The organism is Psychrobacter sp. PL19 (assembly GCF_017875835.1).
GTDB lineage: Bacteria > Pseudomonadota > Gammaproteobacteria > Pseudomonadales > Moraxellaceae > Psychrobacter.
Map to the genome: position 1 here is coordinate 381,543 of NZ_JAGING010000001.1, position 26,170 is coordinate 407,712.

Annotated in this window: 22 protein-coding genes; 8 read left to right on the plus strand and 14 right to left on the minus strand. The window is 43.0% G+C overall.

Features of this window, described 5'->3' with window-relative positions; genetic code table 11:
• Positions 1 to 350 precede the first annotated feature (350 nt).
• Entirely contained in the window at positions 351 to 692 is a 342-nt protein-coding gene (locus H4W00_RS01520) for an Mpo1-like protein (protein WP_209958796.1), read from the plus strand.
• 167 nt (positions 693 to 859) lie between these two features.
• On the opposite strand, the gene hemL is transcribed toward H4W00_RS01520, so the two are convergent.
• Both hemL and H4W00_RS01530 read right to left on the minus strand, forming a co-directional pair.
• Entirely contained in the window at positions 860 to 2,161 is a 1,302-nt protein-coding gene (gene hemL, locus H4W00_RS01525) for a glutamate-1-semialdehyde 2,1-aminomutase (protein ID WP_209955752.1), read from the minus strand.
• 170 nt (positions 2,162 to 2,331) lie between these two features.
• Complete coding sequence (locus tag H4W00_RS01530) at positions 2,332 to 2,685, minus strand: zinc ribbon domain-containing protein YjdM (protein ID WP_327192578.1); 354 nt, start codon at positions 2,683 to 2,685, stop codon at positions 2,332 to 2,334.
• Between the two features lie 331 nt (positions 2,686 to 3,016).
• Between H4W00_RS01530 and ygfZ the strand changes: the two genes are divergently transcribed.
• Together ygfZ and H4W00_RS01540 are read left to right on the plus strand one after the other, a co-directional pair.
• Positions 3,017 to 3,811 (plus strand): CAF17-like 4Fe-4S cluster assembly/insertion protein YgfZ, encoded by a 795-nt coding sequence (ygfZ, locus tag H4W00_RS01535; protein ID WP_209955754.1) that lies wholly within the window; start codon positions 3,017 to 3,019, stop codon positions 3,809 to 3,811.
• A gap of 77 nt (positions 3,812 to 3,888) precedes the next feature.
• The gene (locus H4W00_RS01540; RefSeq protein ID WP_209955757.1) at positions 3,889 to 5,229 is read left to right on the plus strand and encodes a D-amino acid dehydrogenase; all 1,341 of its coding nucleotides are present in this window, start codon (positions 3,889 to 3,891) and stop codon (positions 5,227 to 5,229) included.
• A 139-nt stretch (positions 5,230 to 5,368) separates the two neighbouring features.
• On the opposite strand, the gene H4W00_RS01545 is transcribed toward H4W00_RS01540, so the two are convergent.
• Both H4W00_RS01545 and H4W00_RS01550 read right to left on the minus strand, forming a co-directional pair.
• Entirely contained in the window at positions 5,369 to 7,624 is a 2,256-nt protein-coding gene (locus H4W00_RS01545) for a molybdopterin oxidoreductase family protein (RefSeq protein ID WP_209955758.1), read from the minus strand.
• A 65-nt stretch (positions 7,625 to 7,689) separates the two neighbouring features.
• On the minus strand, positions 7,690 to 8,427 hold the full coding sequence (locus tag H4W00_RS01550; RefSeq protein WP_209955760.1) for a TetR/AcrR family transcriptional regulator: 738 nt from the start codon (positions 8,425 to 8,427) through the stop codon (positions 7,690 to 7,692).
• Positions 8,428 to 8,616: 189 nt separating this feature from the next.
• On the opposite strand from H4W00_RS01550, the gene H4W00_RS01555 reads away from it, so the two are divergent.
• Positions 8,617 to 9,846, plus strand: coding sequence for an NADH:flavin oxidoreductase/NADH oxidase family protein (locus H4W00_RS01555; protein ID WP_209955762.1), 1,230 nt, complete (start codon positions 8,617 to 8,619; stop codon positions 9,844 to 9,846).
• A 410-nt stretch (positions 9,847 to 10,256) separates the two neighbouring features.
• Positions 10,257 to 10,460: a CsbD family protein gene (locus H4W00_RS01560; protein ID WP_209955764.1), complete on the plus strand. Its 204-nt coding sequence runs from the start codon at positions 10,257 to 10,259 to the stop codon at positions 10,458 to 10,460.
• A gap of 623 nt (positions 10,461 to 11,083) precedes the next feature.
• Here the strand turns inward: H4W00_RS01560 and H4W00_RS01565 are convergent.
• Entirely contained in the window at positions 11,084 to 11,791 is a 708-nt protein-coding gene (locus tag H4W00_RS01565) for a ZIP family metal transporter (RefSeq protein WP_209955766.1), read from the minus strand.
• A 441-nt stretch (positions 11,792 to 12,232) separates the two neighbouring features.
• Here H4W00_RS01565 and H4W00_RS01570 point away from each other — a divergent pair, with 441 nt between their 5' ends.
• Positions 12,233 to 12,961: a hypothetical protein gene (locus tag H4W00_RS01570; RefSeq protein ID WP_209955768.1), complete on the plus strand. Its 729-nt coding sequence runs from the start codon at positions 12,233 to 12,235 to the stop codon at positions 12,959 to 12,961.
• A 648-nt stretch (positions 12,962 to 13,609) separates the two neighbouring features.
• Here the strand turns inward: H4W00_RS01570 and H4W00_RS01575 are convergent.
• Positions 13,610 to 13,921 carry an NGG1p interacting factor NIF3 gene (locus H4W00_RS01575; RefSeq protein WP_209955771.1) on the minus strand — a complete coding sequence of 104 codons (312 nt, stop codon included), beginning with the start codon at positions 13,919 to 13,921 and terminating at the stop codon, positions 13,610 to 13,612.
• 166 nt (positions 13,922 to 14,087) lie between these two features.
• Positions 14,088 to 14,735 (minus strand): DNA-3-methyladenine glycosylase, encoded by a 648-nt coding sequence (locus H4W00_RS01580; protein ID WP_209955773.1) that lies wholly within the window; start codon positions 14,733 to 14,735, stop codon positions 14,088 to 14,090.
• Positions 14,736 to 14,946: 211 nt separating this feature from the next.
• Here H4W00_RS01580 and H4W00_RS01585 point away from each other — a divergent pair, with 211 nt between their 5' ends.
• The gene (locus tag H4W00_RS01585) at positions 14,947 to 15,648 is read left to right on the plus strand and encodes a glutathione S-transferase (RefSeq protein WP_209955775.1); all 702 of its coding nucleotides are present in this window, start codon (positions 14,947 to 14,949) and stop codon (positions 15,646 to 15,648) included.
• Between the two features lie 8 nt (positions 15,649 to 15,656).
• Here the strand turns inward: H4W00_RS01585 and H4W00_RS01590 are convergent, their stop codons facing one another.
• The 5 genes from H4W00_RS01590 to H4W00_RS01610 all read right to left on the minus strand — a co-directional run bounded on the left by H4W00_RS01590 (position 15,657) and on the right by H4W00_RS01610 (position 20,609).
• Positions 15,657 to 15,989: a DUF3817 domain-containing protein gene (locus H4W00_RS01590; protein WP_442966452.1), complete on the minus strand. Its 333-nt coding sequence runs from the start codon at positions 15,987 to 15,989 to the stop codon at positions 15,657 to 15,659.
• Positions 15,990 to 16,505: 516 nt separating this feature from the next.
• Positions 16,506 to 17,219 (minus strand): phosphoribosylaminoimidazolesuccinocarboxamide synthase, encoded by a 714-nt coding sequence (purC, locus tag H4W00_RS01595; protein WP_209958799.1) that lies wholly within the window; start codon positions 17,217 to 17,219, stop codon positions 16,506 to 16,508.
• A gap of 162 nt (positions 17,220 to 17,381) precedes the next feature.
• Complete coding sequence (locus H4W00_RS01600) at positions 17,382 to 17,705, minus strand: hypothetical protein (protein ID WP_209955780.1); 324 nt, start codon at positions 17,703 to 17,705, stop codon at positions 17,382 to 17,384.
• A 90-nt stretch (positions 17,706 to 17,795) separates the two neighbouring features.
• On the minus strand, positions 17,796 to 18,701 hold the full coding sequence (gene dapA / locus H4W00_RS01605; protein ID WP_209955782.1) for a 4-hydroxy-tetrahydrodipicolinate synthase: 906 nt from the start codon (positions 18,699 to 18,701) through the stop codon (positions 17,796 to 17,798).
• Between the two features lie 465 nt (positions 18,702 to 19,166).
• Complete coding sequence (locus H4W00_RS01610; protein WP_209955784.1) at positions 19,167 to 20,609, minus strand: Do family serine endopeptidase; 1,443 nt, start codon at positions 20,607 to 20,609, stop codon at positions 19,167 to 19,169.
• Positions 20,610 to 21,344: 735 nt separating this feature from the next.
• On the opposite strand from H4W00_RS01610, the gene H4W00_RS01615 reads away from it, so the two are divergent.
• A complete protein-coding gene (locus H4W00_RS01615; RefSeq protein ID WP_209955786.1) occupies positions 21,345 to 23,594 on the plus strand; it encodes a cation:proton antiporter domain-containing protein in 2,250 nt (749 codons plus the stop codon).
• 255 nt (positions 23,595 to 23,849) lie between these two features.
• On the opposite strand, the gene tmk is transcribed toward H4W00_RS01615, so the two are convergent.
• Both tmk and mltG read right to left on the minus strand, forming a co-directional pair.
• Complete coding sequence (tmk, locus tag H4W00_RS01620) at positions 23,850 to 24,563, minus strand: dTMP kinase (protein ID WP_209955789.1); 714 nt, start codon at positions 24,561 to 24,563, stop codon at positions 23,850 to 23,852.
• A 145-nt stretch (positions 24,564 to 24,708) separates the two neighbouring features.
• Positions 24,709 to 26,034 carry an endolytic transglycosylase MltG gene (gene mltG, locus H4W00_RS01625; protein WP_209955790.1) on the minus strand — a complete coding sequence of 442 codons (1,326 nt, stop codon included), beginning with the start codon at positions 26,032 to 26,034 and terminating at the stop codon, positions 24,709 to 24,711.
• Positions 26,035 to 26,170 lie beyond the last annotated feature (136 nt).

The following is a 26,170-nucleotide window of genomic DNA, read 5'->3' on the forward strand; positions in this document are numbered from 1 at the left end:
GCAAGCAGGACGCAACGCTTGCTCAGGTGCGCCCAGAATACGAACGCTCAGTCAACGCCTAGCACTTGTATTAACCAGCGCTATTTGCTACATTTAAAATCAGCAATATTACAATAAATAACAAGCATTTAACTGTCATTCATAAATAATTTATTGAACATGACTATGGATGATGCTGATTAATCACTGATAACCAGGACGTTGTCAATGATTAATCAATAGTAGATAAACCACCGGCAAAGGAAGCTAATATAATGAATCAGACTGCTACCACTCAAGCACAACAAGTCGCTAATGCTAACAACATTAAAACCGATACTAATTCTAAATCTAGCAGCGCCAGGACTGATATGGTAAAAATGGATAGGTCAGTTGAAACGGGCTTCTATGATTTTTATTTAGCTGAGCATCAAAACATGGCTTGCCGCCGCCTCCACTTTGCAGGTAGTAGTTTTGGCTTATTAGGCATAGCCAACTCTATCAGAACCCGTTCACCGAAACCATTACTGAAGGGTATTGCGGCAGGCTATGCTTGTGCTTGGGTCGGGCATTTTTTCTTTGAAAAAAACAAACCGGCCTCTTTTAAATTTCCACTAAAAAGCTTTGTCAGTGATTTTCGCATGTATGGCGACGTGCTGCGCGGTAACTTAAGCTTGAAAGATCGCACGTTTGATAAGCCGCGACAGCAGTAAGTGCCGGGTTCGTCTGGGCCAGCAGTACCGTGGCTTTTTTAAGGTATTTTAACTATATAACTAAAAGCTTCCAGCCATAGAAAAGGCCAGCATAATTATATGCTGGCCTTTTCTATGGAGATTGATTAGACGTTAAAACTTATCATTTAAAGCTTAAAGCCATTAAATTACGCGTTGGCCATTTCTGCAAATATCTCGTCAGCGGCTTGGATAGAAAAATCTAAATCTTCGTTGCTATGCTTAATAGACATAAAGCCGGCTTCATAAGCAGAAGGCGCGAGATAAATACCCCGATCAAGCATGCCATGGAAGAAGGTGTTAAAAGCATCCATATTACATTCAGTGACATCATCAAAATCGAGTGGGGTTTTGGTATCGCTGTCTTTGACAAAAAACATACCGAACATACCGCCAAGCTTGTTGGTGCGCAAATGGATACCGTGCTTGTCAGCGGCGGCCTGGATACCATCAATGAGACGGTCAACTTTGCCGGCCAGCTCGTCGTAAAATCCCTCTACCGTTAAGTCTTCAAACATGGCGATGCCAGCACGCATAGCGAGAGGATTACCAGATAAGGTACCTGCTTGATAGACCCCGCCCATTGGTGCGATGCAAGACATAATCTCACGCTTACCACCGAATGCACCAACCGGTAGGCCGGCACCGATGATTTTACCAAAACAGGTTAAGTCAGGGCTAACACCAAAATGTGCTTGAGCACCGCCCAGTCCCACTCGAAAGCCAGTCATTACTTCATCAAAAACCAGCACGGCTCCATGTTCAGTACATTGAGCACGTAAGGTATCGTGAAAAGCCTGCTCTGGGATAACCATATTCATATTGCCAGCGATAGGCTCGACGATAACACAAGCAATAGTGTCGCCCCATTTTTCGAAGCAGTCTTTGATCGCTTGTGGGTCATTATAAGGTAGAGTAATCGTGTGTTTGGCAAAGTCAGCTGGCACGCCTTTTGACGTGGGCTCACCAATATCAAGCATTCCTGAGCCAGCTTTGACTAGCAAGCTGTCTGAATGACCATGATAACAGCCTTCGAATTTGACAATATTATCACGCTCAGTAAACCCGCGTGCCAGACGAATTGCACTCATGGTTGCTTCAGTACCCGAGCTGGTCATACGAATCATCTCAACACTAGGAACGATGTCACATATCTTATCAGCAACCGTGGTTTCAAACGGTGTTGGCGTACCAAAGCTAAGTCCATCCTCAGCGGCTTGTTTGACCGCATCAATGACTTTTGGATGGGCGTGACCCAAAATCATCGGTCCCCATGAGCCTATATAGTCGATATAAGCATTGTCTTCAGTGTCATAAATCTTGCTGCCCTTAGCGCGGTGCATAAATACGGGTGTGCCGCCCACCCCAGCAAAGGCACGAACTGGGGAGTTCACACCACCAGGAATATGTTTGCGGGCTTGGGCGAAGAGTTGTTCGTTTTTAGTACTCATAAATGATCTCTATTATGTTATTTTATTAAGAATTGAGCAGCAACAGTCGATGCTTTATTTAATAGATAACTAACATCGTCAGTTTCGAATAAAAGGGATAAACGTGACATTAAATAAAGCTAAAACAGCTCAGTTAAGGATTTAAAAACTAGGGATGTAAATCCTGTTTATTAAGCTTTTTTAACCACTGAAGACTTAAGCTTCATGGGGCCAAAGCCGTCGAGTTTACAGTCAATATCATGACCATCGGATGCATCGGGCAATAGGCGGATACTTTTTGCTTTGGTACCCACTTTAATGACGGTGGACGAGCCTTTGACTTTTAGATCCTTAATTACGGTGACGGCATCGCCATCTTGCAGCTCATTGCCAACGGCATCACGTATCACAGTGTCTTGCTCGTCAGTTTGCGCTACATCATTTTCAGCCGCGGTCCACTCATGGGCACACATTGGGCATATTAGTAGCGCACCATCTTCGTAAGTATAATTTTCATCACATGCTGGGCAATTGGGTAAACTCATAATATCCTCGTTAGCCGTCATAAATTAGGTCCGCTTTAGAGTACTCATTGTACCGTAAGTCGCTGATTTTAACCAATCGGTTCGGTTGAAAACCATACTATATGCCCAACTTACACTATAAGCTCAGCATTTTTTTTGAGGCTGTTTTTTATGGTACTCTCTTTGAACTCATTTACTTCTATATATTACTTTTCTACCTTTAGGTTATACCCTTTAAATCATGCTAGGTTAATCAGTTGTTCTTTAGTAGCCAATCTCAGCACCTACATCTGGACGTTGTTTTTTGTACCTAAAGGTCAATCACTCAATTCTCATAATAAGGATGACCACTATGACTCAATCTTTGACTCCAGATTCTTCTGTACCCGCTGCTACGGTCAAATTCCAACAATTAACCATCCAAGGTGACGATGCCGAAAAATTCTTACAAGGCCAATTAACCTGTGACGTGACCAAACTGGGTCTCAGTTATCAGGCCGCTGCTATCGGCAACTTAAAAGGTCGTATTGAGTTTGGCATTTGGATTAAAAAACAAGCCGAAAAGCATTATGACGTGGTTATCAGTGCGGATTGTGCAGAGTCTTTAAAAGCACATCTTGGTAAATATGGTGCCTTTTCAAAGTTTGAAACCAGTGCACCAACCCCGATTTATCCTTGCGTACTGGCAGATGAGCCAACCTTTAGCCATAAAGATACTCACGATACGCCAGAAGATACGCAAGCATGGGTGCAGTCTAGTATTGCAACCGGTAACTACTGGATAGTGGCCGCCACCCAAGGCGAGTTTCAGCCACAAGAGTTACGCTTACATCAGCGCGGCGGTATGGACTACGATAAAGGCTGTTATTTAGGTCAAGAAGTCATCGCGCGTATTTACTTTAAATCAGCGCCTAAGGCATTTTTACATTATGTACAGGGGACAGGCGACCTACCAGCAGTAGGCGAAAAACTAGGCAAAATTCAAGTGGTCAATGCAATAGTAAGTGGCCAAGATAGCCAACATAACCAACGTAACAAAGGTTTTGAAGCATTAGTAGTGGCCCGTCCAGAACATCTTGCTGATAGCGACCTAACAGTATTAGCACTGCCCCCAGCGCTACAAACAGATGTTGCCCGTCCTAAATAGATGGCGGTTAATAGGTAAATAACGGCCTTAATCGACATTCCGACAGTATGACTTAATCCATCACAGTAGAGAATTCTATGACCCATATCTCAGTACTCGGTGCAGGCGTAGTCGGTGTAACTACCGCATGGTATCTGCGGCAAGCAGGCTATAACGTGACTGTGATTGAACGTGAGCCAGCCGCAGGACTACAGACCTCGTTCGCTAATGGTGGTCAAATATCGGTATCACATGCCACTCCCTGGGCCAACCCAGCCGCACCGATGAAAGCGCTCAAATGGTTGTTCCAAGAAGATGCGCCGCTACTGTATCGCTTGCGTGCGGATAAAGCCCAACTCAAGTGGGCAATGCAGTTTTTACAAGAGTGCCGCGCTGATAAGGCCGATGCCAATCTAGTACAGATGGTACATTTGGGCCTATATTCAAGAGCCGCTTTGCAGCAGCTACGCGCCGATATAGATATCAGCTACGAGCAGCAAACGCGAGGTATCATGCATTTTTATACCAGCCAAGCTGAGTTTGATGCGGCCATTGCGCCAACCGAGCGTATGCAAGAACTAGGCTGTGAGCGCCACTTCATTGATATCAATACTGCCGCCAGCTTAGAGCCAGCACTGTACCCCATTGCCCACAAACTGAAGGGTGCAACCTATACCAGCAGTGATGAATCAGGCAATACGCACTTATTTACCCAGCGTCTAGCAGAACGTTGCGTCGAAGCTGGCGTGCAGTTTTTATACGATACTGATATTTTAGCCATAAATACTGATACTGAGTCTACCAGACCTCGTGTCCATAGCATCACCATTCGCCCAGCGGGTGAAAATGCGCAGACTTTTAGTGCTGATAGTTATGTACTGGCACTCGGCAGTTATAGTGTGCCGCTCGTGAAGCCGTTAAATATTCATCTACCCATCTTCCCAGCCAAAGGCTATTCTGCTACCTATCAAGTGAATCCACGCGCGCCACACTTAGCGCCGTTTATTAGCCTCATTGATGATGAGTACAAACTGGTTGTGTCGCGCCTGGGTGATAAATTACGGGTAGCGGGGACAGCCGAATTTAATGGTTATAATCTAGACCTTAATAGCACACGCTGCGAAGCTATTACCCAGCGCGTACAGCAGCTATTCCCTAAAGGCATCGTTGCCAATTCTGTTAAGTATTGGGCGGGGCTACGCCCTATGACTCCCTCAAATGTACCGTTAATTGGGCGGGCACACGCTGGTCACGTTCGTCATGGTAGTCATAATACAGGGGCTACCTTTGATAACCTGTGGCTAAATACTGGCCATGGAACGCTTGGCTGGACGCACGCTTGCGGCTCAGCTAAAGCGATTAGTTTATTGATGCAGGGTGAAGTACCCGCAGTCGATTTTGACTTCGTTGGTATAAAGGCTCAATACATGCCAGTTTAACGGCGTCAGTCTCATAGCTATAGTTACAATATCTTAAAAATGCTACGGTAATACAAACATAAAAAAGGCGCTTACTATAGGTAAGTGCCTTTTCAGTTTAGATTATTAATGAGTCCTCTAGCCTCTAGATCGATACCACTTAACCCGATACCTCAAGTTCAGTAGCTTCTAATTTATCGATCTTATTTACCTCTAGCTCACCTGCTTCTGCATGGATTGCCTCTAATTGCACCGGTACGCCGTTCACTGCCGCATTACCACTCAACTGATCAATTAAAGTATCATCTGTTAAATCATTAACGCTGACGCCTGCATGCGCCTGGGCAATCTTTTGCTTAACGCCTTTGCGACCGTGACCCCAACCATGCGGAATACTTACAACCCCTGGCATGAGCTCATCGGTGACTTCTGCTGCAATGACAACGCTACCCACCCGAGAGCTGACTTTTACGTCTTGACCGTGCTCAATACTATGCTGCTGCGCCGTTTCAGGATGCAACATCAAGGTACAGCGCGACTTGCCTTTTACCAATCGATGGCTGTTGTGCAACCATGAATTATTACTACGCACATGACGACGGCCAATGAGTAGAATCTGACTGTCGTCATATTGCTGCATCATCTCTTTCACACGGTCTAAATCTGCTTGATAAAAATCAACATTAAGATGAATCTTCTTATCTTTGTGCTTTAAGGCTTGCGGTAACATACTTTTTAAAGGTCCTAGATCAATACCGTGAAGATTTTTTTTCAGCTTCTTTAACGTCATGCCTTCATAAGGACCACGTCTCAAACCTTGATCAAGCAAGAATTTTGGCCCTAAAACCTTGATTAACAAGCGTTCGGCTTTGGTTGCCAAAGGCACTTTTTTATTCAAGCGTTTCGCAAGCTCTAGGTAAATTTGCCAATCATGTCTTTCATTCTTTTTCTTACTGAACAATGCCTTCGAATATTTGGCCACATTATGCACAGCAAAACCATTAAAAGTAAGGTCATAATGATCGCGCTCTAATGGCGATACTGGCGGTAAGATAATATTGGCATGACGACTGGTTTCAGTAACGAAGTAATCGAGCGACACCATAAAGTCTAATTGTGACAGCGCTTTATCTAGCTTTTCACCATTGGGGGTACTTAATACAGGATTGCCAGCGACGCTGATGAATCCCTTCAATTGCCCTTCCCCTTCTACCAGCATCTCATCCGCCATAGCCACTACCGGATACTCGCCATTAAAATCAGGCAAGTTACTTACTCGGCTAAGCCGCTTACCTAGATAGCCTGGACCCGAATTATTGACGACGTCGACCGCAGGGTTAGGGAACATTAAACCGCCAACTTCATCCAAACGGCCCGTGACGATATTAATGACCATAGCGAGATACTGGCTTAATAAACCAAACTCTTGCACCGATATACCCATACGACCATAGCAGACTGAACTTTCAGCCTCACAAAACTCTTTCACTAGACGTTTGATTTCAACGGCGGTAATACCAGTAATACCCGCCACTGACTCAGCGGTATAATCTTTAGCAAAAGAGGCGATACGGTCGATTTCTGGTGCTAAAGCCGCCGCTCTATTATTTTTGGCATGCTCTTTAGCATAACCTTGTAAGTGGATTTCATTCAGCATGGCCAGCAGTAATAAAACATCGGTCGCTGGGCGAATAAAGTGATGTTCGCTGGCAATATCTGCTGTTTCCGTACGTCTTGGGTCAATCACCACCACTTTGCCATCACGTGCTTTGATGTCTTTTAGCTTCTGACGCATATTCGGCGCGCTCATGATACTGCCGTTAGAGGCGAGCGGATTACCACCAATGATCAGCATGTACTGGGTACGATTGACATCCGGTACAGGAATGCGCAGCATGTGACCAAATAAATGCATGCTAACAATGTGATGCGGTAATTGGTCGATTGAGGTGGCAGAGAAGCGACTGCGCGTTTTTATACTGTGCAGTAAATGCCTAATCGTCAACATGCCTCCCAAGTTATGTACGTTCGGATTCCCCAGATAAATACCGAGGGCGTTTTGACCGTGCTGTTTCTGTACTGATTGAATACCGGCAGCCACTTTATCTAGGGCGTCCGTCCAGCTGATTTCCTTCCAGCCGTTAGCAGTTCTCTCGACAGGCTGACGCAAGCGATCAGGGTCTTCATGCAAATCTTGTAAGGCCGTCGCTTTTGGACAAATATAGCCTTGGGAAAAAGGGTCGTTTTTATCCCCTTTAATGGATAAGACCTTGTTGCCATCGTGCTTTATCTCGATGCCGCACATCGCTTCGCATAAGTTACAGGTTCTAAAGTGTGTCTGTTCGTTAGCCCTAGTTGCTTTAACTGTAGTTACTTTAGCTGTAGTTACTTTAGCCGCTTTAGCTGCTTTAACCATTGTCGTGCTCCATTTTATTCTGTATTAGTCCTAGTTTTCATTATATGAATTACTTTTAATCATCGTTACTTGCGGGCAAAAAAATTGATAAAGAGTGCGTTAAAATTCGTACTTAATATAGCAATGGCCTGTTGTCTTGAATAACGCTCTTGATGACAACCCAGTATTAATTCATGGACCTGTGCACTAGCGATATCGACACAGAGATTCACATCAGTGCGTTCGAAACAACGATTGGATAACTGTAACCCCTGAATAAATATGTCCGCCCACTCTTCTTGTATTTCTATAATTAAGTTTCCTAGGCCTTTGTTTAATGAGCCTTTATTTTCTAAACCCTTATTATCTAAACCTTCTATCTTTGAGCCACAACGCGAGCGGTCTTCGATTAAATGTTGAAATAAAGCAATGTTTTTAAATGCTGAGTCAAAAATTAGGGTCAGGCACTGCTGGCAACGCTGACTGAACTGGTCTTTGTTCAAGGAATCATAATCTTTTATCATGTTCACCCAAGCCATGCGCATAGGGGATAAATAATTGGCTTTCAGCTGTGCACTTAATTCACTTTGCAGGTCATCCATGCTATCAAAATGATTGTAAAAGCTGGGCTGAGCGATACCTGCGCCCTTAGCGACTTTGTTCATGCTCATACCACAAGCGCCCTCCAAGCTATAAAGCTGTAATGCACTTTTCAATAGCGCTCGACGCGTATTGGCTTTTGCCAGCTCACGCTTCGATTCTACTGGTACTGATGCTGATGCTGCTGTCAGTACTACTGAATGTTGCTGTGCTAATGCATTCAAAGCTGATCTATCCCTGTCTAGTAAATGATTGAATCAAGGTTCAAGTAACTTGTTTGAGGTTACATAAAGCGATTATAAATTTATAAAGATTACTTCGACTATAAGGCTATAGTCATTTAAACTATAAGTCTATCGTTTAATTCATAGCAGAACTTATTTTTCACAAAACCACACCGTTAGGTTGCCATTATGACGTCAGCAGTTTTTACTCCGTTTTTACTCCCTTGTGGTGCCAGTCTCCCCAATCGCCTAGCCAAAGCTGCCATGGAAGAAAATATGGCCGATGAAGGACAAATTCCTGGCCCTGCTATTCTGCGCTTGTATCAGCGCTGGGCTGAAGGCGGTACAGGCTTATTAATCACAGGTAACGTAATGGTCGATGGCCGCGCTATGACCGGTCCAGGTGGCATCGTATTAGAAAAAAACAGTGCTATAGCCCCTTTCAAAGCGTGGGCTCAAGCTGCCAAACAGAAGAATACTCAAGTCTGGATGCAGATTAATCACCCTGGCCGCCAAGTGTATGCGGCTATGGGAGGCGATGTGTTGTCTCCTTCTGATGTGCCCCTTGATTTGGGAAAGCACTCTCACTTATTTGGTAAGCCTAGAGCCATGACCCACCAAGATATTGAGCAACTGATTCAGCGCTTCGTTGATACCGCTGTAAAAGCAGAACAAGCAGGCTTTGATGGCGTGCAAATTCATGCCGCTCACGGTTATCTACTCTCTCAATTTTTATCGCCATTAACCAATAAACGTGAGGATGAATATGGCGGATCCATTGAGAACCGTATGCGCTTATTGATTGCTGTTATCAAGGCCGTGCGTGCTCAAGTTGCCTCTAGCTTTGCGGTAGCCGTAAAAATAAATTCGGCTGATTTTCAGCGTGGTGGCTTCGATGCCAATGATGCAAAAACCGTTATTCTGGCGATGAATACGCTGGCCGTTGATTTGGTCGAACTGTCTGGTGGCAGTTATGAAAGCCCAGCAATGCAAGGATCAACCGCTGATGGCCGAACCTTACAGCGAGAAGCCTACTTTTTGGACTTCGCAAAAGATATTGCGCAAGTGGCCACTATGCCTATTATGACCACGGGCGGTGTCAGGCGTTTAGCGATAGCGGAAGACGTATTGACTCACGGTATCGATGTCATCGGAATGGGAACAGCTTTAGCAATGAACCCTTCTTTGCCCAATGATTGGAAAAAAGATGAGCAACTCAGCGCTCACAACCCAAGGGTGCAATGGAAGGACAAAACCTTAAGTGCGATTGCCACGATGGCAGTGGTCAAGCGCCAACTGCGACGTATGGGAGAAGGCAAGCCGCCTAAACCAAACGCCTCACCGATATTTTCACTGATTAGTGATCGCATTCGAATAAAAAAACTAACGAAGCGCTATCAAGGCTACTTAGCCAGATAACTCAGGACTTCATACTAGAAGAAGTATAAAAAAGCAGAAGTTCCATGTTTTGGCTTCTGCTTTTTATTGATTTTCTTTCTGATAGATTCTCCGCTACTCATTAATGTCAGTAAAAATCACTTCGATGAATTATTAATCATCATTACGCATAATAGACATAATTCACGTTTGCTATAACACAGCATTTGTATGGACAACACATACAGGGCGTTTCTTATAATTAAGTAACATTATAAACATTGTGTATACAGACAACACAATCTAAACCGCCTATATTCAGTGCTACAAGCTAAGCGCTTGTATAGCAAAGCAATAATAAAATTGGTGATGAAGAGCAATAACTAAAAAACATCCATTACAATATAAGTATTGCGGTCAATAATTTAATAAATAGAAAGAGGAATATAACTGTGAATGAACATACTCTAAAAGGTGAGTGGAATCAGATGAAAGGCGCAGTAAAACAGAAGTGGGCCGACCTAACTGATGATGACCTCACCCATATCGAAGGTAGCCGCGACAAGCTAGTCGGCCGTGTGCAAGAGCGTTATGGCCATGCTAAAGACGATGCTGAACGTGAAGTGGACGAATGGCGCCGTGATAATAAATATTAGTTGATAGATACATCACACATAAAAACTTGTATGAGCTATCAATAATTTTATAAGAACTGAATATAATGACCACTTATAACAATGCACTAAAAAAAGAGTGGATTTTAAGTACTACGAAAAAAAAGAGGCCAACTAAATTTTAATGATCGGTAGCGCCATTTATATAGGCGCTTCTTATATCACTTATAATTTTATATCGCTTATAATTTTATATCGCTCATAATTGTCATAAACTCTAGACACGATAAAGCCGCATAGCAATTAATTGTTATGCGGCTTTATTGTTAACGATCCATGTTACCCATCACCACTCTAATCGCTGCATCCTTGCAAGATATCAAGTGTGTCGTGACAGCTGGGCATCCTGCCCATTACGTACAACTACTATTGGCATTATCTACCACCAGCACGGGATATGTGTCCTTTCTTCAGTTGCTATTACCATCCTGATGCTAGTAACTGAATTATTATCCATAATACGGTAAACTCAATCCTTGAGTCGCACTCCCTAATGCCGTGTATCTATAGTGCCAAATTGTTGCCTTGTTGTTAAGTCGCGTGAGCGTCTTTGCTTGTAAGCATATGCTTACAAGCGCTTTATAATGAGTCATTTCTTCTTACTTTTAGATCAACATCTCACCAACGACACCCACTAAAAACCCAAGCGAGGCACCTAGTGAGGTCAAATGGTTGTTATTCAACTTACTCTCAGGAATGATGTCTTGAATAAGTAAATATAAAATACCACCACTGGCAAATATCATCAGATGCGCAGTGAGGTTAGGATGCTGACTCAACAAGAAATGACCGACAAGCGCTGAGAGAATACCAAAGAAGCTGAGCCCGAAGAAAATAAATAAGGTTTTATTGACACTAAAACCACTTTGTACCAAATCGCGAAACGAGTTAAATGATTCCGGTAGATTCTGTAACCCTATAAATACAGCCAATAATAATGCCATCTGTGGCTCAATGGCAAATACGGCGCCGAGTGCGATAGACTCTGGCACAAAATCCATCATCATCGCCAAAAGCGTCGCTTGCTGACTGCCTGATTTGGCAAGCTTGCGATCAATGAGCATAAACAGCACTGCCCCCAATAAAAACGAACCCACCACGCCCCAAATGCTGAGTGTCTCCATACCTTTGGGCACCAATACTAAGGCCAGCGCGGATAAAATAATGCCTGCCCCAAATGACATCAAAGTATGAATAACTTCATATTTAATTGGGCTGTCTTTAACATGATGATCGAATAAATTAGCCAGTAATCCCCCTATAAATACGGTCGCTCCAGCAAAGCCTGAAAACAAAATGAGCGTTAATAACATTATAATTACTCCTTCTTACTACGGGCATGCCGTACTTGATAAATAGCGGTAGTGTTAGCGACAAAAACAGCACTTAGCAAGCCCCCATTCACTCAAAGCCTTTAATTCTTACGCAAGCATTTGCAATATTTACAACTTATTAACGCCGAAGACATCTGTTATCAAGTTTGGCACCTTAATATACGAATGTAAGAAATTATTTCAAGAAATCGGCTAACAATAAAGCTAATGACTCTGATTTTTGGTATTAGACCAGCCCTAAATATTTATTTTGATAGGCAATTTCTGTACGAACGCTATTTAGTGGCTGCTCGTTTTTGATAAGAGTCATATCAAAAAATATTCTTAGATAAGTTGTTTACCACCATTATCAGAGCAAAAAAATAACGTTAAGAAAAACATATAAACAGTAAGCTACCAAATACTATGAGAGATTACATCATGAAATTTTTACAACCTTCAACACTCAATACAGCAATAGCTACTGGACTTGCAGCAGCTTTATTGCTCACTACAGCCGGTTGTACCACTGTGGCCTCAGGCTACGACAACCAGCCTACATATGGCGGTGGTGACTATAGAGATAACAATTATCGTGACAATAATTATCGTGACAATAATTATCGTGATAGTAATTATCGTGATAGTAATTTTGGTCGTATCACCCAACAGCTACGCCAAGATTTACGCCGTAAGGGCTATCAGGTGATGGATATAAAACCTGATAATTACCGTGGTAACCAAGCTGTTACGGTATATGCTAAAAAGAACAATCAACCCTATGAGCTGAAATATAGTTATCCTGGGCTAAAGCTCATAAGTTCGAACAAAAAAGACTGGTCGAACGTTTGGCAAGACAACAAGCATAATAATGGCAATGACTATTACGATAACGGCAAATATAAAAACAACGGTAAACATAAAAATAATAATAAACGTTATAAGAACGATGATGTTGAAGACAATATTAAAAGAGAAGCGCGTTACCCTGCCGTTAAGCAGCGGGCAATTAATAAGGTTCAAGGGATGGGTTATCGGGTCAAAGATATTGAGCTTGAGGAAAAGAATAATCGTGGTATCTTTGAAATTGAAGCCAAACGCGGCTCACAAGACTACGAGATCACCCTAGGCTATCCCAACCTAAACGTGATTAAAATTGAAAAAGATTAACGCTTGATGCCTATATTTTTTTCAATGTTAAGCTAAAATTTTGGCGTTGTTTATGTCTTGACGTCTATAGCCAGATAAACCAGTCCTTGGTTCTATCTGGCTTTTTTTATTATGAAGTCCTATTCTAAAATTTTATAAAACCAAAATACCTATCAGCGGAGTATTGACAGCATGATAGAAAGTTTTATTATAAAAACTTTATCACCCTTAATGTTAAAAACAGCCCTCTCTGCCAGTCTAGTGGTTGTTTTATTAGGTACCGCTGTTGGTTGTACTACTGTGACGCCAAGCGATAACAATAACAATAACAATAACAATAACCATCATAAATAAGAGGGCAGTATAAATAAGAGAATTATCTCGAAGATACCCTAAAAACTCAGAAACTTCTTCAAAAAAGAAGCCCGCTACTGAGTCGGCTGCTATATTATTGAAGTCAAAGCTGAGCACGACCACAAAGATTATAACATCGAGCTTGGCTATCCCAATTGTAATATATTTAAGGTCAGCAAGGACGAGCAGTCACTCAAATTCATAATAGTTATTTCTACATATTTCTGTCTTTATACTTAAAGCCAAATAAGTCAATGTTCGGTATATTTAGCTGTCTACCGAGCATTTTTATGACCTCTCTTATGATTAATTAAGTCAAAAGTCCAACACCTTGATCACGTCATAGGCAGGTGTCTCATAAGGGTGGGCTTCCTTTAGCACTGCAATAACAGCCTGAATAGCAGAGTCTTTAACCACCATCTCAACCCGCCATTCATTGACGATCTCTAAACTATCTTTTGACCCAATATGCGGTGTGCTACCTGCCAGCGGCATAAACTGCCCTATTCCTTGTACCTGCCAGCAGCACTGTTCATAATTGCCGATTGTCCCTGCACCCGCTGCAAACAGCGCAGACTTTACTTCGTTCAGAGCTTGTTCAGGAATAAAAACCGTTAGCTTATACATGTCATCACCTTATGATCTAATTTTAACAACGCAACTTTTTTTGACAACGCAACTTTGAAAAGATCTTTAGAAGAGGCATTGAAAAGAAATATTTAAAAAACACTTTTGAGTAATCGATGTTGAATAATCAATGTTGAATAATCGATGTTGAATAAATAGCCATGCTCTACTTCTTTGATAAAGAGGGATGATCGGTCCATATATAACGTAATAGCCAGTCCTTGGCATCGCCAGCATAATCAATACCGATACGCGGTCGCAGCGATACTGGCGGCTGGCAACCATCGTCCTCAACCCAAACCTCAGATTCTGGACTGATAGACTTGCCATATAAGTCCCGATTGACTTGCAAACGCTTAGTCAATTTTCCGGGGCCGGCAAGTTGCTTAGGATGTGTCAGCTGCTTATCCGCGCTGAGCAATTGCTCCTCTACCAGTCGATCACTATTGACCGTTAAAAACCCCGCCCGTATAAGAACCGATTCTGGTGATTCTGAAGGCCCACTGATCAAGTTAAGCATATGATGAATGCCATAAGTCAGATATACATAAAATACGCCCCCTTCGCGATACATGATTTCAGATTTTTCTTTTCCTTTTGCCACATGCGCCTGAACTGATCCATCATCTTCGCCGATATAAGCTTCAGTTTCAGAGATCCGCATCCTTAGCACTTTTTGTGAGCCATCACTATCTGTCAGCTGTCGACATAGTATTTTACCAACCAAATCGCCAGCAACCACACAGGTTGGGCGGGTGAACCAAGAGGAGTCTAGTATAGTTATTTGGGGAGGTGAGGATTTAGAGGATGTCATTAGTTAGACCTTATTTTTATCTTTATGATATAAGTATAGATAATCAATAACTTAGCATAAAAATAAGATGGGATGACGGCTCTATTGGCTCAAATTCCAAAGGAAGCTAATTTATAACCAGTTACTGTTGCCGCTGCTATTTCTAATCGAACGTAGTTAGTAGTAAGATGATAGTCCTCATATCCAGCTTAAGTGGTTACCATAAATAATTATGACTTCCTCACTGCATCGCCTGTACTCTTTTCGTCGCTGTCCCTATGCCATGCGTGCCCGTCTCGGCCTGTTGTTTGCCGAAGTGCAGGTGGAGTTGCGGGAGATAACTCTGAAAAATAAACCAGTGCAGATGCTAGCGATTAGCCCGAAAGGCACTGTGCCTATTTTACAAGTTTTTGATGCTACTGTGGATGGTGCTGTGATTGAAGAAAGCCGAGAGATAATGACTTGGGCGCTTGAGCAAAAAGATTCACAGGGGCTATTGGATGCAAAGGTTTTGCCTCAGGCCAATACTTTGATCGAACAAAACGACAACGACTTTAAACATTGGCTAGATCGCTATAAATACGCCGACCGTCATTTTGAGATGACCCAGACCGAGTACCGGCAGCGAGGTGAAGCCTTTTTACAGATTTTAGAAGAGTTGTTGGCTAAAAATCATTACCTGCTGGGGGATAGTGCGACCATTGCCGATATTGGTATCATGCCTTTTGTCCGCCAGTTCGCTCATGTAGATCGTGATGTTTTTTACAGCTTACCTTACCCGAAGCTGCAGCTATGGCTACAACACTGGTTGGAGCACCCATTGTTCTTGCAAGCTATGACCAAATTTCAGCCATGGCAAGAAGGAGATGACCTGGTCGTTTTTCCTACATCATTGGGCCTGCTTGATGGGGTGTGCTTGCCTCATCCGCAGTAGGGTTAGTTTTAGTTTGCTTTCTTCACATCTTTCTTTAAGCTCTTTTTCAACAAATGGTCGAATATAAACGGGCCAAACGGTAAGAACGATCCAAGTACGCCCGCGGGCATGACCCAGAGTGGCATTTTGATTTTGTTGACGACGACCATAAGCATCAAGATATAGGCGATGAACAATACCCCATGTGCCATACCGATGTATTTCACACCTTCTGGAATACCCATCATATATTTTAGTGGCATGGCGATGCCGAGCAATAACAAGAAAGAGGTGCCTTCTAGGTAGCCTATAACCGTGAGGTTTTTTAAAGCGGTGTGTTGTTCTTTCTTAAGACCGGGTATTTGTTTGGCATTTGACTGAGCCTGCGACACTGTGTTTTCCTTTTGTTATTATCAATAAATAATTTAGGGGTCAATCAATATTGCTATGATACTGGCTCTACTCAGGGCTTTGAAGTGTTAGTTTGTTTCAGCTACCACTTAGTACGATACGCCTTAATCTAGCCATTATGCAATCACTCTGCATTCGCTCACATTTTAATTTCCTTCTTATATTCTGAAGATATAGTTAAAATACCTTAAAAACGCGACGGTACTGCTGGTATAAGCTTTTTGCAGCCTCTGTCTGCGTAGGCACAGCAAGCAAGAAAAACTTATGCCAGCAGTATATTATGTATCAATATTACTTTTCATGAACTATATTTATCACAATTTTTTATACTAACAAACACTCAAACTCTAGTCGATTATCCTTATAGTCAAGCTTACGTTAAATCGAAATTGCCATAAAAAAACTGAGCACATGGCTCAGTTTTTTATTGTAATGAAATTGGTTAAACACTTCATTCAATTTTACGCTTAGCTTAATGGCACACCAATACGTTTGGCCACTTCTTCATAACCTTCAATAACGTCCCCTAATGACTGGCGGAAACGGTCTTTATCTAATTTTTTCTTAGTGTTCTTGTCCCAAATACGGCAGCCATCTGGGGAGAACTCATCACCTAAAACGATACGGTCATGAAAGACGCCAAATTCTAGTTTGAAATCTACTAACATTAAATCACCAGCATCAAACAACTTTTTAAGTACCTCATTAACTCGATAGGTCAGCTCTTCCATTTTTGCTAGCTGCTCTTCTGTTGCCCAGTCTAAGGTTACTGCTAGCGATTCATTAACCATCGGATCGCCGAGTGCATCGTCTTTATAAAATAGCTCAAAGGTCGGCGGTGTTAGCACTTGGCCTTCTTCTAATCCCAAACGGCGTACCAGGCTACCAGCAGCAAAATTACGTACCACACACTCAACCGGAATCATCTCTAGACGTTTGACTAATACTTCATCGGCAGACAATTGCTTTTCGAAATGGGTTTCAATACCCGCTTCCGCTAGTTTTTGCATAATAAAAGTGTTGAAGCGGTTATTAACCACACCCTTACGTGCTAGTTGCTCGATACGCTGGCCATCAAGAGCTGAGGTATCATCACGGAAGTGTAAAATCAAAAAATCGTTGTTATCAGTTTCGTAGACAGATTTAGCTTTGCCTTTATATAGCAATTGTTGCTTTTGCATCATGGGAGTTCCTGTTCGTTCAAGCTTATGTGGTAAAAACGCGCAGCTACCGCTAAGTACTCTCTACAACAGCATTAATAAGCAGTTCAATAGTTATGTTATTGATGACTATATTAATAATAGCAAAAGTACGTTAGCCGTATAAATGGAGACCTAGGGTGTTTATTCAGAAGAGGCCGTAGTCACAGTAACGGAGCGCTCAGGCTTAGGCAGTTGGTACTGTTTGCCCGACTCGTTTTCTAGTGTCAGCGTATTTGCGCCCGTATTAGGCGTGGGATATAAAGGTACGAATGGTGCTGTCTCTTGCGCAGCAGGTAGCTGTAAAGGGTCAAGCTTTTTGCTCTCTTGATACTCCAAGCTGCCATTATCCCGCTTACCAATCAAGCTTTTTGCAGTTTGACAGCCGCTCAATACGACAGTGCTACCTAACACTAAGGTAAATATGACGGTAAGCAGTTTTGGGGTGGTTAATGATGTCTTCATCATACTGTCTCTCAGAGTTAGCAATCGACGTCAGTATGGACGTATCGCTGATAGTGGTTAGCGTAGCGTCTATACTGACTTATAGCTTAAAAATTATAGTAAATTTGCCCGTACCAAAGCGTTATCAATGGTCGCATGATGCTCTTCAGCCAACCATACTAACGGCAAACGAATACCAGTATCTATCATACCCATTTTATGTAGTGCGTATTTGGTAGGGATAGGACTAGAATCAATAAATAGGTCGCGATGTAGGTGCTTGATGACATCATGTATATTATTAGCAGCGGTAAAATCACCACGTAGTGCGGCTGTAAAGGTCTCACTCATCGCTTTTGGGGCAACATTAGCAGTGACAGAAATATTACCTTTAGCGCCTACTTTCATTAAATCAAGCGCGGTACCATCATCACCTGATAACACCACCATTCTACTACCCACCGCTTTGATTAATTGTTCACCGCGAGCGACAGAGCCGGTTGCATCTTTGATCGCAACAATATTATCAATATCCGCTAGGCGTTCAACGGTCGCTTGAGCAATATCAACTACGGTACGTCCTGGTACATTATAGAGCATTTGTGGCATATCAACTGCAGCCGCAATGGCTTTATAATGTTGATACAAACCTTCTTGGGGCGGCTTATTATAATAAGGGGCTACTAATAATGCGCAGTCCGCACCAGCCTCTTTGGCGTCTTGAGTCAACTTGATTGCTTCAGTAGTATTATTGGCACCCGTCCCCGCAATTACGGGTACACGACCTTTGACATGCTTAACAAAATAGCGAATGACATCGCTGTGCTCTTGCATGGACAAGGTCGCCGATTCACCAGTAGTACCAACGGCGACTAGGCAATGGGTACCCTGTTCGATTTGCCAATCTATGAGATCTGCCAGATGTTTATAGTCGACTGTGCCGTCAGGATGCATGGGCGTTACTAACGCTACCATTGAGCCTTGTAGTTGGATTTTGATGTCGTCGTATGCTGTACTCATAACCCTGCCTTACTGTATTATCATAGCTTTTATCAAAGCCGTCACATGATAGGTCGTTTGCAAGTATCAATGTTAATAACAATGCCTTGCACGATGTTAATACCGTTTGTTCATATACTACATTTACGTTCACGCAGTGAGCTCGCAGCGAATGACAGCATGCTCAATTAAACCCTACTATTATTTGCGTTTAACACGTATATAGCAATAGAAACGCCCGTTAGTGTAGCATATTTTGGTTTGACCGCTATCTATCAATTGACAAGCAGTCTACCCATTGAGCAGCAATTTGCCTTTTATTTGCCCAACTGTTGACACGAACAAATAGCACGAACAAATCACATGCGTTTAATAATTAGTTTAGCGTAATTTCTCAGTGTTGATGAAATATTTTGAGTGGTTTTAACGAATCGTCAACACATCGATAAGTGGGAGACTACCAAAAGCACGACCTTATTGTATTAGTTACTCAATACGCAAGCCAATGATGCTAGGAAGACCTTGGCGCATTACTTCAATGGTGACCACTCCTTTTTTGGGTAGTGCTGAGATGGCGCTTGAAAAGTCCGTTAACTTTTTGATAGGTTTTTGGTGAAAGTTCGTGATAACGTCCCCTGCCAAGATTCCTGAGCGCGCAGCGAGGCCTGTCGGGTCAACGGCGGTAACCAATATGCCGGTCTTATTGTCGGCAGCCAGCTCTGCTTGTTCCTCTGGGGTTAAGCTGCGCAAACGCAGCCCTAAGCTTACGTCATCGTCTTGCTGGTCACGGCCTTGGGCCTGTACATCTTTTGGGGCATGACTGAGCTTACCCGCCATGCTCATTTGCTTACCATCACGCTGAATCAACGCGCGAAATGAGTCATTGGGACGAGCCCGATTAATTAGATTCAGTAAATCTGATGCACGCATAATCTGGATATCATTATACTGCAAAATAATATCGCCCGACTTCAAGCCTGATTGTTGTGCCGGTGAGTCTGGTGATACTCGGGTCAGTAATGCACCTTGAGGACGGGCTAGCTTATAAGCTTCAGCCAAATTACGATCAATATCCTGTGGATAAATACCTAAATAGGCACGCTTTACTTCGCCGTTAGTTTTGAGCTGCTGGTAGATATCCATCGCCGCGTCGATCGGAATGGAGAACGATAGCCCCATATAACCACCCGTGCCGCTAAAGATACGTGAGTTGATACCAATAACTTCGCCACGTTGATTGAATAGTGGTCCACCTGAATTACCAGGATTCAATGCCACATCAGTTTGTATAAACGGGACACTGGTCTCGCGAGAGAAGTTGCGTGATTTGGCACTAACAATGCCTGCAGATGCTGAATAATCAAAGCCAAACGGCGAGCCAATAGCCAATACCGGTTCACCAACTTTGATAATATTAGAATCGCCAATGGGTAAGGCTGGGAACTCTCTACCAGTAACTTTTAGCACGGCCACATCAGAGCGTTCATCACTGCCAATAACGGTTGCATCTAGCTCCGTTCGGTCATTGAGCGTCACAGTGATCTTATCTGCCCCGACGATCACATGATGATTGGTAAGCATATAGCCATCGGTTGTGACAAAAAAAGCGGTCCCATAAGCATACTCAATCGCTGGGGTCACCGCTTGTTCAGGAATACGTATTTTATCACCAAAGAACTGCCGTAGTAGTTCAGCGGTTTGGGCTTTGGCCAGCTCTTCCTCACTAACCGTTTTGGTCACATTAACGCGCGCCACCCCTGGGGTTACTTGCTGTACCAGATCTGAAAAATCTGCGGTAGTCACTGCTGCATGTGCTTTTGGCATGGTCGCAGCACTGACACTAACCATCATGGTGGTGCCAATAGCTAGCGCCAGAGTACTGCGCTGTAGCCAGTTATGCATCTTACGAGTACTGCGTTGTTTAGGCATGTTGTCCCCATGTGAGTGGTCTTTATATCTGTTATTAATTATTGACGCCTATTTTATAACTGTTATTGCTAGCAATGCTTAGTCCGCCTATCAGTTAATATTGAGGACTGGTTGTAAACTTAGCATTTATAGATATCGGTATTGAATGAATGACTGATTATTTAGTTTACCTGACATCTGTGCATCTAAGAGTTTATCAGTTTAATAGTGAGCCGTGCCAAAACTTGCAGCCATATTCTTAATAAACCCAATAGACACAGCTATTGTATGATAAATTTTATTATTATCTTATTATTATCTTATTATGGTCACTACACAGTAGAATAACCTAAGGCAGGGCTATTTAGGTAACCAAATAATAGCTCAAACAGAACGACTACCCTTACCTACCATTACAATGAACAATGGGCTTGACATCAATAAAATAAAATCATGCTATTATAATAAGCCAAATAACTTCAGAAGCAAACAAAAGTCAATATGGAAATATTATTATTGACCGCCTATAAGCTTGCTAAGTTGGCTATCATTAGCTTTTATTGATTATCTGTTGAGACCCTCAACGACCTTTTTTAACTCGGAGCACTTTTGTCCCTGCTACTCTATAACACAACTACACTAGATGGCTTATATTACCAAAACCGTTATAACCGTTTGTCATAATTTCACTATAGTAAGCTCTATGGCAGCCATTACTCGACATAAAGTATAACAAGATTATAAAAGGATTAATTTATGGATACCGCCCTCTTGCTATCCGGCGTGGTTGGGATTGGCATTGCCGCCCAATGGTTGGCTTGGTATTTAAAGCAACCGTCCATTTTGTTTTTGTTACTGATTGGTATTATTGTTGGACCTGTTCTGGGCATTTTCGATCCTGATTTAGTCTTGGGTGAACTGATGTTTCCCTTTATCTCTTTGGGGGTCGCGATTATTTTGTTTGAAGGTTCGCTAACCCTAGAATTTGATGAGATCAAGCAACACGGTACTGTGGTACAGATGCTGGTATCGGTCGGGGTACTCATTACTATCGCCATCGTGGCACTATCAACTTATCTATTATTCGACGTTGATCCCTTAATCGCCTTGTTATTTGGTGCGCTGGTTTGTGTGACTGGCCCAACCGTGATTATGCCGCTCCTACGCAGTGTCCGTCCGAATAAGACTATTTCTAATATCTTGAAATGGGAAGGCATTATCATCGATCCAATCGGTGCCATTGCGGTGGTATTGGTTTATGAATATATCATTTCCGGCGGCGAGGCCAGTAGTATTTTGCTATTTGCCAAGATTGTAGTCTTGGCAACGGCTATCGGTCTGGCTGGCGCCTGGGCGCTGGCTTTCCTCATGCGCCGACATATGGTGCCTGAATTTTTGCGCAATGTGTTTACTCTAGCCTTTGTGCTGCTTTTGTTTTCGATATCGAATCATTTAGAGCACGAATCTGGCTTATTAACGGTCACGGTAATGGGGGTAGCGCTGGCCAACTGGCCTAAGTTCCCGCGTGATACGATTTTGGAATTTAACGAGTCGCTGACGCTGTTATTAATCTCGGTCTTATTCATTATTCTCGCCGCTCGTGTTGAGTTAGAGAGTCTATTGAGTATTGGCTTTGCAGGTCTAGTATTGTTGGCCATAGTCATGTTTATCGCCCGTCCATTATCAGTCTGGGCGTCCTCTATTGGCTCCGACCTAAAAACCAACGAAAAACTGATGATCAGCTGGATTGGCCCGCGCGGTATTGTCGCCGCAGCTATCTCCTCACTATTTGCCATTCGCTTGCAAGAGTATGATATTCAAGGCGTTGAGCTATTGGTACCGTTAGTATTTATAGTTATCATCGGTACCGTGATGATTCAGGGCTTAGGCGCAAAGATGGTTGGCAATTGGTTAGGCGTGCGCGAGCCTGAGACCAATGGTATTTTAGTAGTCGGCTCCAATCCCGTCGCACTATTGGTCGCCACGTCATTGAAAGACCAAGGCTTCGATGTCATTGTCGCTCATAATAACTACACCAACATTGCACGCGCGCGCATGAGTGGCCTGCGCACCTATTTTGGTAACCCAATTTCTGATCACGCTGATCATCACCTCGACTTAATCGGTATCGGTCATTTGTTCGCCATGAGTATGGATAAGGAAATGAACACCTTGTCTGAGATTCATTATCGCCACGAGTTCGGTGAAAGAAGACTCTTTCGACTCAAATTCAGTGATGAAAAAGTCAGAAGCGAACGCGATGATAAGCAATCAAACTTTCATTCCCAGTGGCTATTTGGTAAAGATGTGACCTATACCAAGCTGGCCAGCATGCTATCAAAAAAAGCGCGTATTAAAATTACCAATATTACTGACAGCTATAGTTTTGAGCAGTATAAAGCTGATAATAAGCAGTTTGTGCCACTCTATACCGTCGATAAAGAAGGTAAGATTCAAATCTTTACCGATAAGTTTGATGGTACTGTTTCGCGCGATCGCAAACTTATCGCTTTAGTGGTTGATGATGATATCCAGCCGAGACCCGTAGATGTCACTGCCAAACAAGAGCAAGCTCGCGCGATTGCAGATGCTGAGTTTGAAGCCAAATCTAAAGCACCTGAAAAGCGTAAAGAAAAAGAATTGCCTATTGACATAGTAGATGAGTCAGAGCAAGAGCAGAACAAGTTGGTAGAACACAAAGAAAACGCCGCGCAAGATGAATCACTCAAGACTGCCAATATAGCATCGCCAACAGTAATAGAGAAAACGGTTAAAGAAGTCACCGATAAAAAAGCCGCTTTGAAAGAAAAGGTAGCTAGTGTAAAAACTAAAGGCATCGTGTCTGAAAACTCAGCAACATCCAAGAAAACCGTTAGTAGCAGTACTAATGGTAATGGCAGTGCCCCCAAAACGAAGAAAGGAGCACTTGATCCCAATCGTCTGCCTGACACCAGTAATGATAAAGGCGCTATCAAGGCTAGCCCTGATGAAGACTTAGACAAATAACAGGTGACCTTGACTCAACTGTATTGACAAAAAGCCCAGCGGCTATTAATAACAGCACGCTGGGCTTTTTGATGGGGATTTGTGGATTGCAACCGATATGAAGGTTGGCGTAACCTATAGTTAAAATATCTTAAAAACGCGACGGTACTGCTGGTATACGCTTTTTGCAGCTTCTGTCTGCGTAGGCACAGCAAGCAAGAAAAACTTATGCCAGCAGTAGATTATGTATCGATATTACTTTTCATTGACTATAGGTTAACTCAACTGGAATTGCGTTTGCATCACTTGCCACACTCGCATGCTCACTTCATCAGCATTACCTGACGCATCAATACGCTGAATGCGTTCAGGATGCTCAGCAGCAAGGGTGGTAAAGCCTTCATGTACTCGTGTAAAAAATGCCGTTGCTTGTTGCTCAAAGCGATCGGCGGCACTGCGCTTGCCAGCCCGTGCCATGCCCTCTAATACGGGCAAATCTAACCACAACGTTAGCTCAGGCAATTGCGGAACAAACTGCGCAATGAGCGTCTCAATCTTAGTCAATACAGCACTGTCACCATGAGCACGGCCAAAGCCCTGATAAGCAATGGTCGAGTCTATAAATCGGTCACATATCACCCAAGTCCCACGCTGTAATGCCGGTAGAATAATCTGCTGCAGATGATCACAACGTGCGGCAAACAATAACAGCAGCTCAGTATCGTCATTGATATCAGTCGCAGGATCTAGCAATATACTTCGTAACCGCTCAGCAAAAGGACTGCCACCCGGCTCACGTGTGCGTAGATAATCAATATCATTGGCTTGTAGACGTGCGCATAACTGTTGTATAGCGGTGGTCTTTCCCACGCCTTCTGTACCCTCAACACTAATAAAGCGCCCTTGCTGTTCTAGCCTAGCTGGCGCTTTATTGGTAGTAGCAGAGTCAGTATCAGTTTGGGTCGAACCAGCGGTTAACGATGCTGACATGATGTCGCCTTATATTTTGTATGTCTTTTATGACTTGGCAAGATTAATTTTAAATAAATAGCCGTTATCCTTTATAAAAACTGAGCAGTGTGTATGGCAACTATCAACGATTAATGGCTATTAATAAGTAATAGCACACGCGAATCTATTGCGGCGGCGTTTGTGATTTTTTTTCACGCATCACGCTCAAATAATCTCTTACCGCCTGATTGTGCTCAGCCAAGCTATTGGTAAATTTGTGCCCACCATTACCAGTTGCCACAAAGTATAGCGCCTGGCTATCAGCAGGATGTAAGGTCGCTTCAATAGAAGCTGCTGAAGGTAGCGCAATTGGCGTGGGCGGCAAGCCATCAATTTGATAGGTGTTATAAGATGTTTTTTCATCAATATCTTTGCGGCGAATATTGCCTTCGTAGCGGCTGCCCATACCATAAATAATGGTCGGATCAGTTTGCATACGCATGCCTTTATTCAAACGATTGTTAAAGACCGCAGAAACGATTGGACGCTCTGCAGCGACGCTGGTTTCTTTTTCAATAATAGAGGCCATCACTAGCGCTTCATAAGGGCTCTTATAGGGCAGATCTGGTGCACGATTCTCCCACGCTTTAGCGAGTGCTTGTTGTTGACGCTTATACAAGTCCGTCAGTACCTGCTTATCACTGGTGCCTTCACCATAATAATACGTATCAGGTGAAAACCAACCTTCAAGGTTATGATTGACGATAGGGTCATCACTATTAATTACAGAGTCCGGCAATATACCAACCAAGTCCAATGCTTGTGCAATACTGGCATTATCTGCATCAGCGGTCAGCACTTCTTTTTTGATGCCTTTATTATCGCGTAACGCTTGATATAAATCCTTAGAGGTTTTACCTTCAATAATTTGCACTTTTACCATGGCCGCTTTTGCGCCTTGCTCTAACACTTGCAACACTTCAGCGACCGTTGGGTTCTCAGGTATTTGGTAAATGCCAGCATGTAGCGGTGCATCGACTTGCGACTTGATATAAAACTTGGCGATACTGGCAGAAAACAATGGAACATTCTGCCACTGCGGCAATAACCCATAATAAGTCTGGCCTGGCTCAATAGTGACCATCTGCTGCGACTGGGTAATACGTCCAAACAGAGTCTGATAAACCATCACTAATAAAAATGCAGCAATCAACCCGACCACTAACAATATCTGATAGCCGCGCTGCATAAAAAATGATTGATGGTCTGTTTCATAGTGTCGCGAAGTCTTCTCTGCACCGATCAATGAGATGTCGGTCGCTGGCGCTTTATCTGCTTCTATTTTATCGGCGCTCGAATCTGTTTGCTCTTGCTGCACGCGCGACTCATCAACTGCTGCTGGTTCTGAGTCTATCGGTGTATCAACAGTCTCATTAATCTCGCCATTTTTTTTATTTGGTGGGGTATCATCAGAGTGATTGGAGGGTGTTTCGGGTGTTAGCTTGCTCATGGCAACTCGCGAGGCAGAAGTTTGTTAGAATTTAGCATTGAACCGTGCGCTTTTCAATGGCATTTGCTTAGCTTGTGAATTAACTTGGTGTTTAGACAGAAAAATGTAGTTGAATAACCACTATTCATAAAAATTT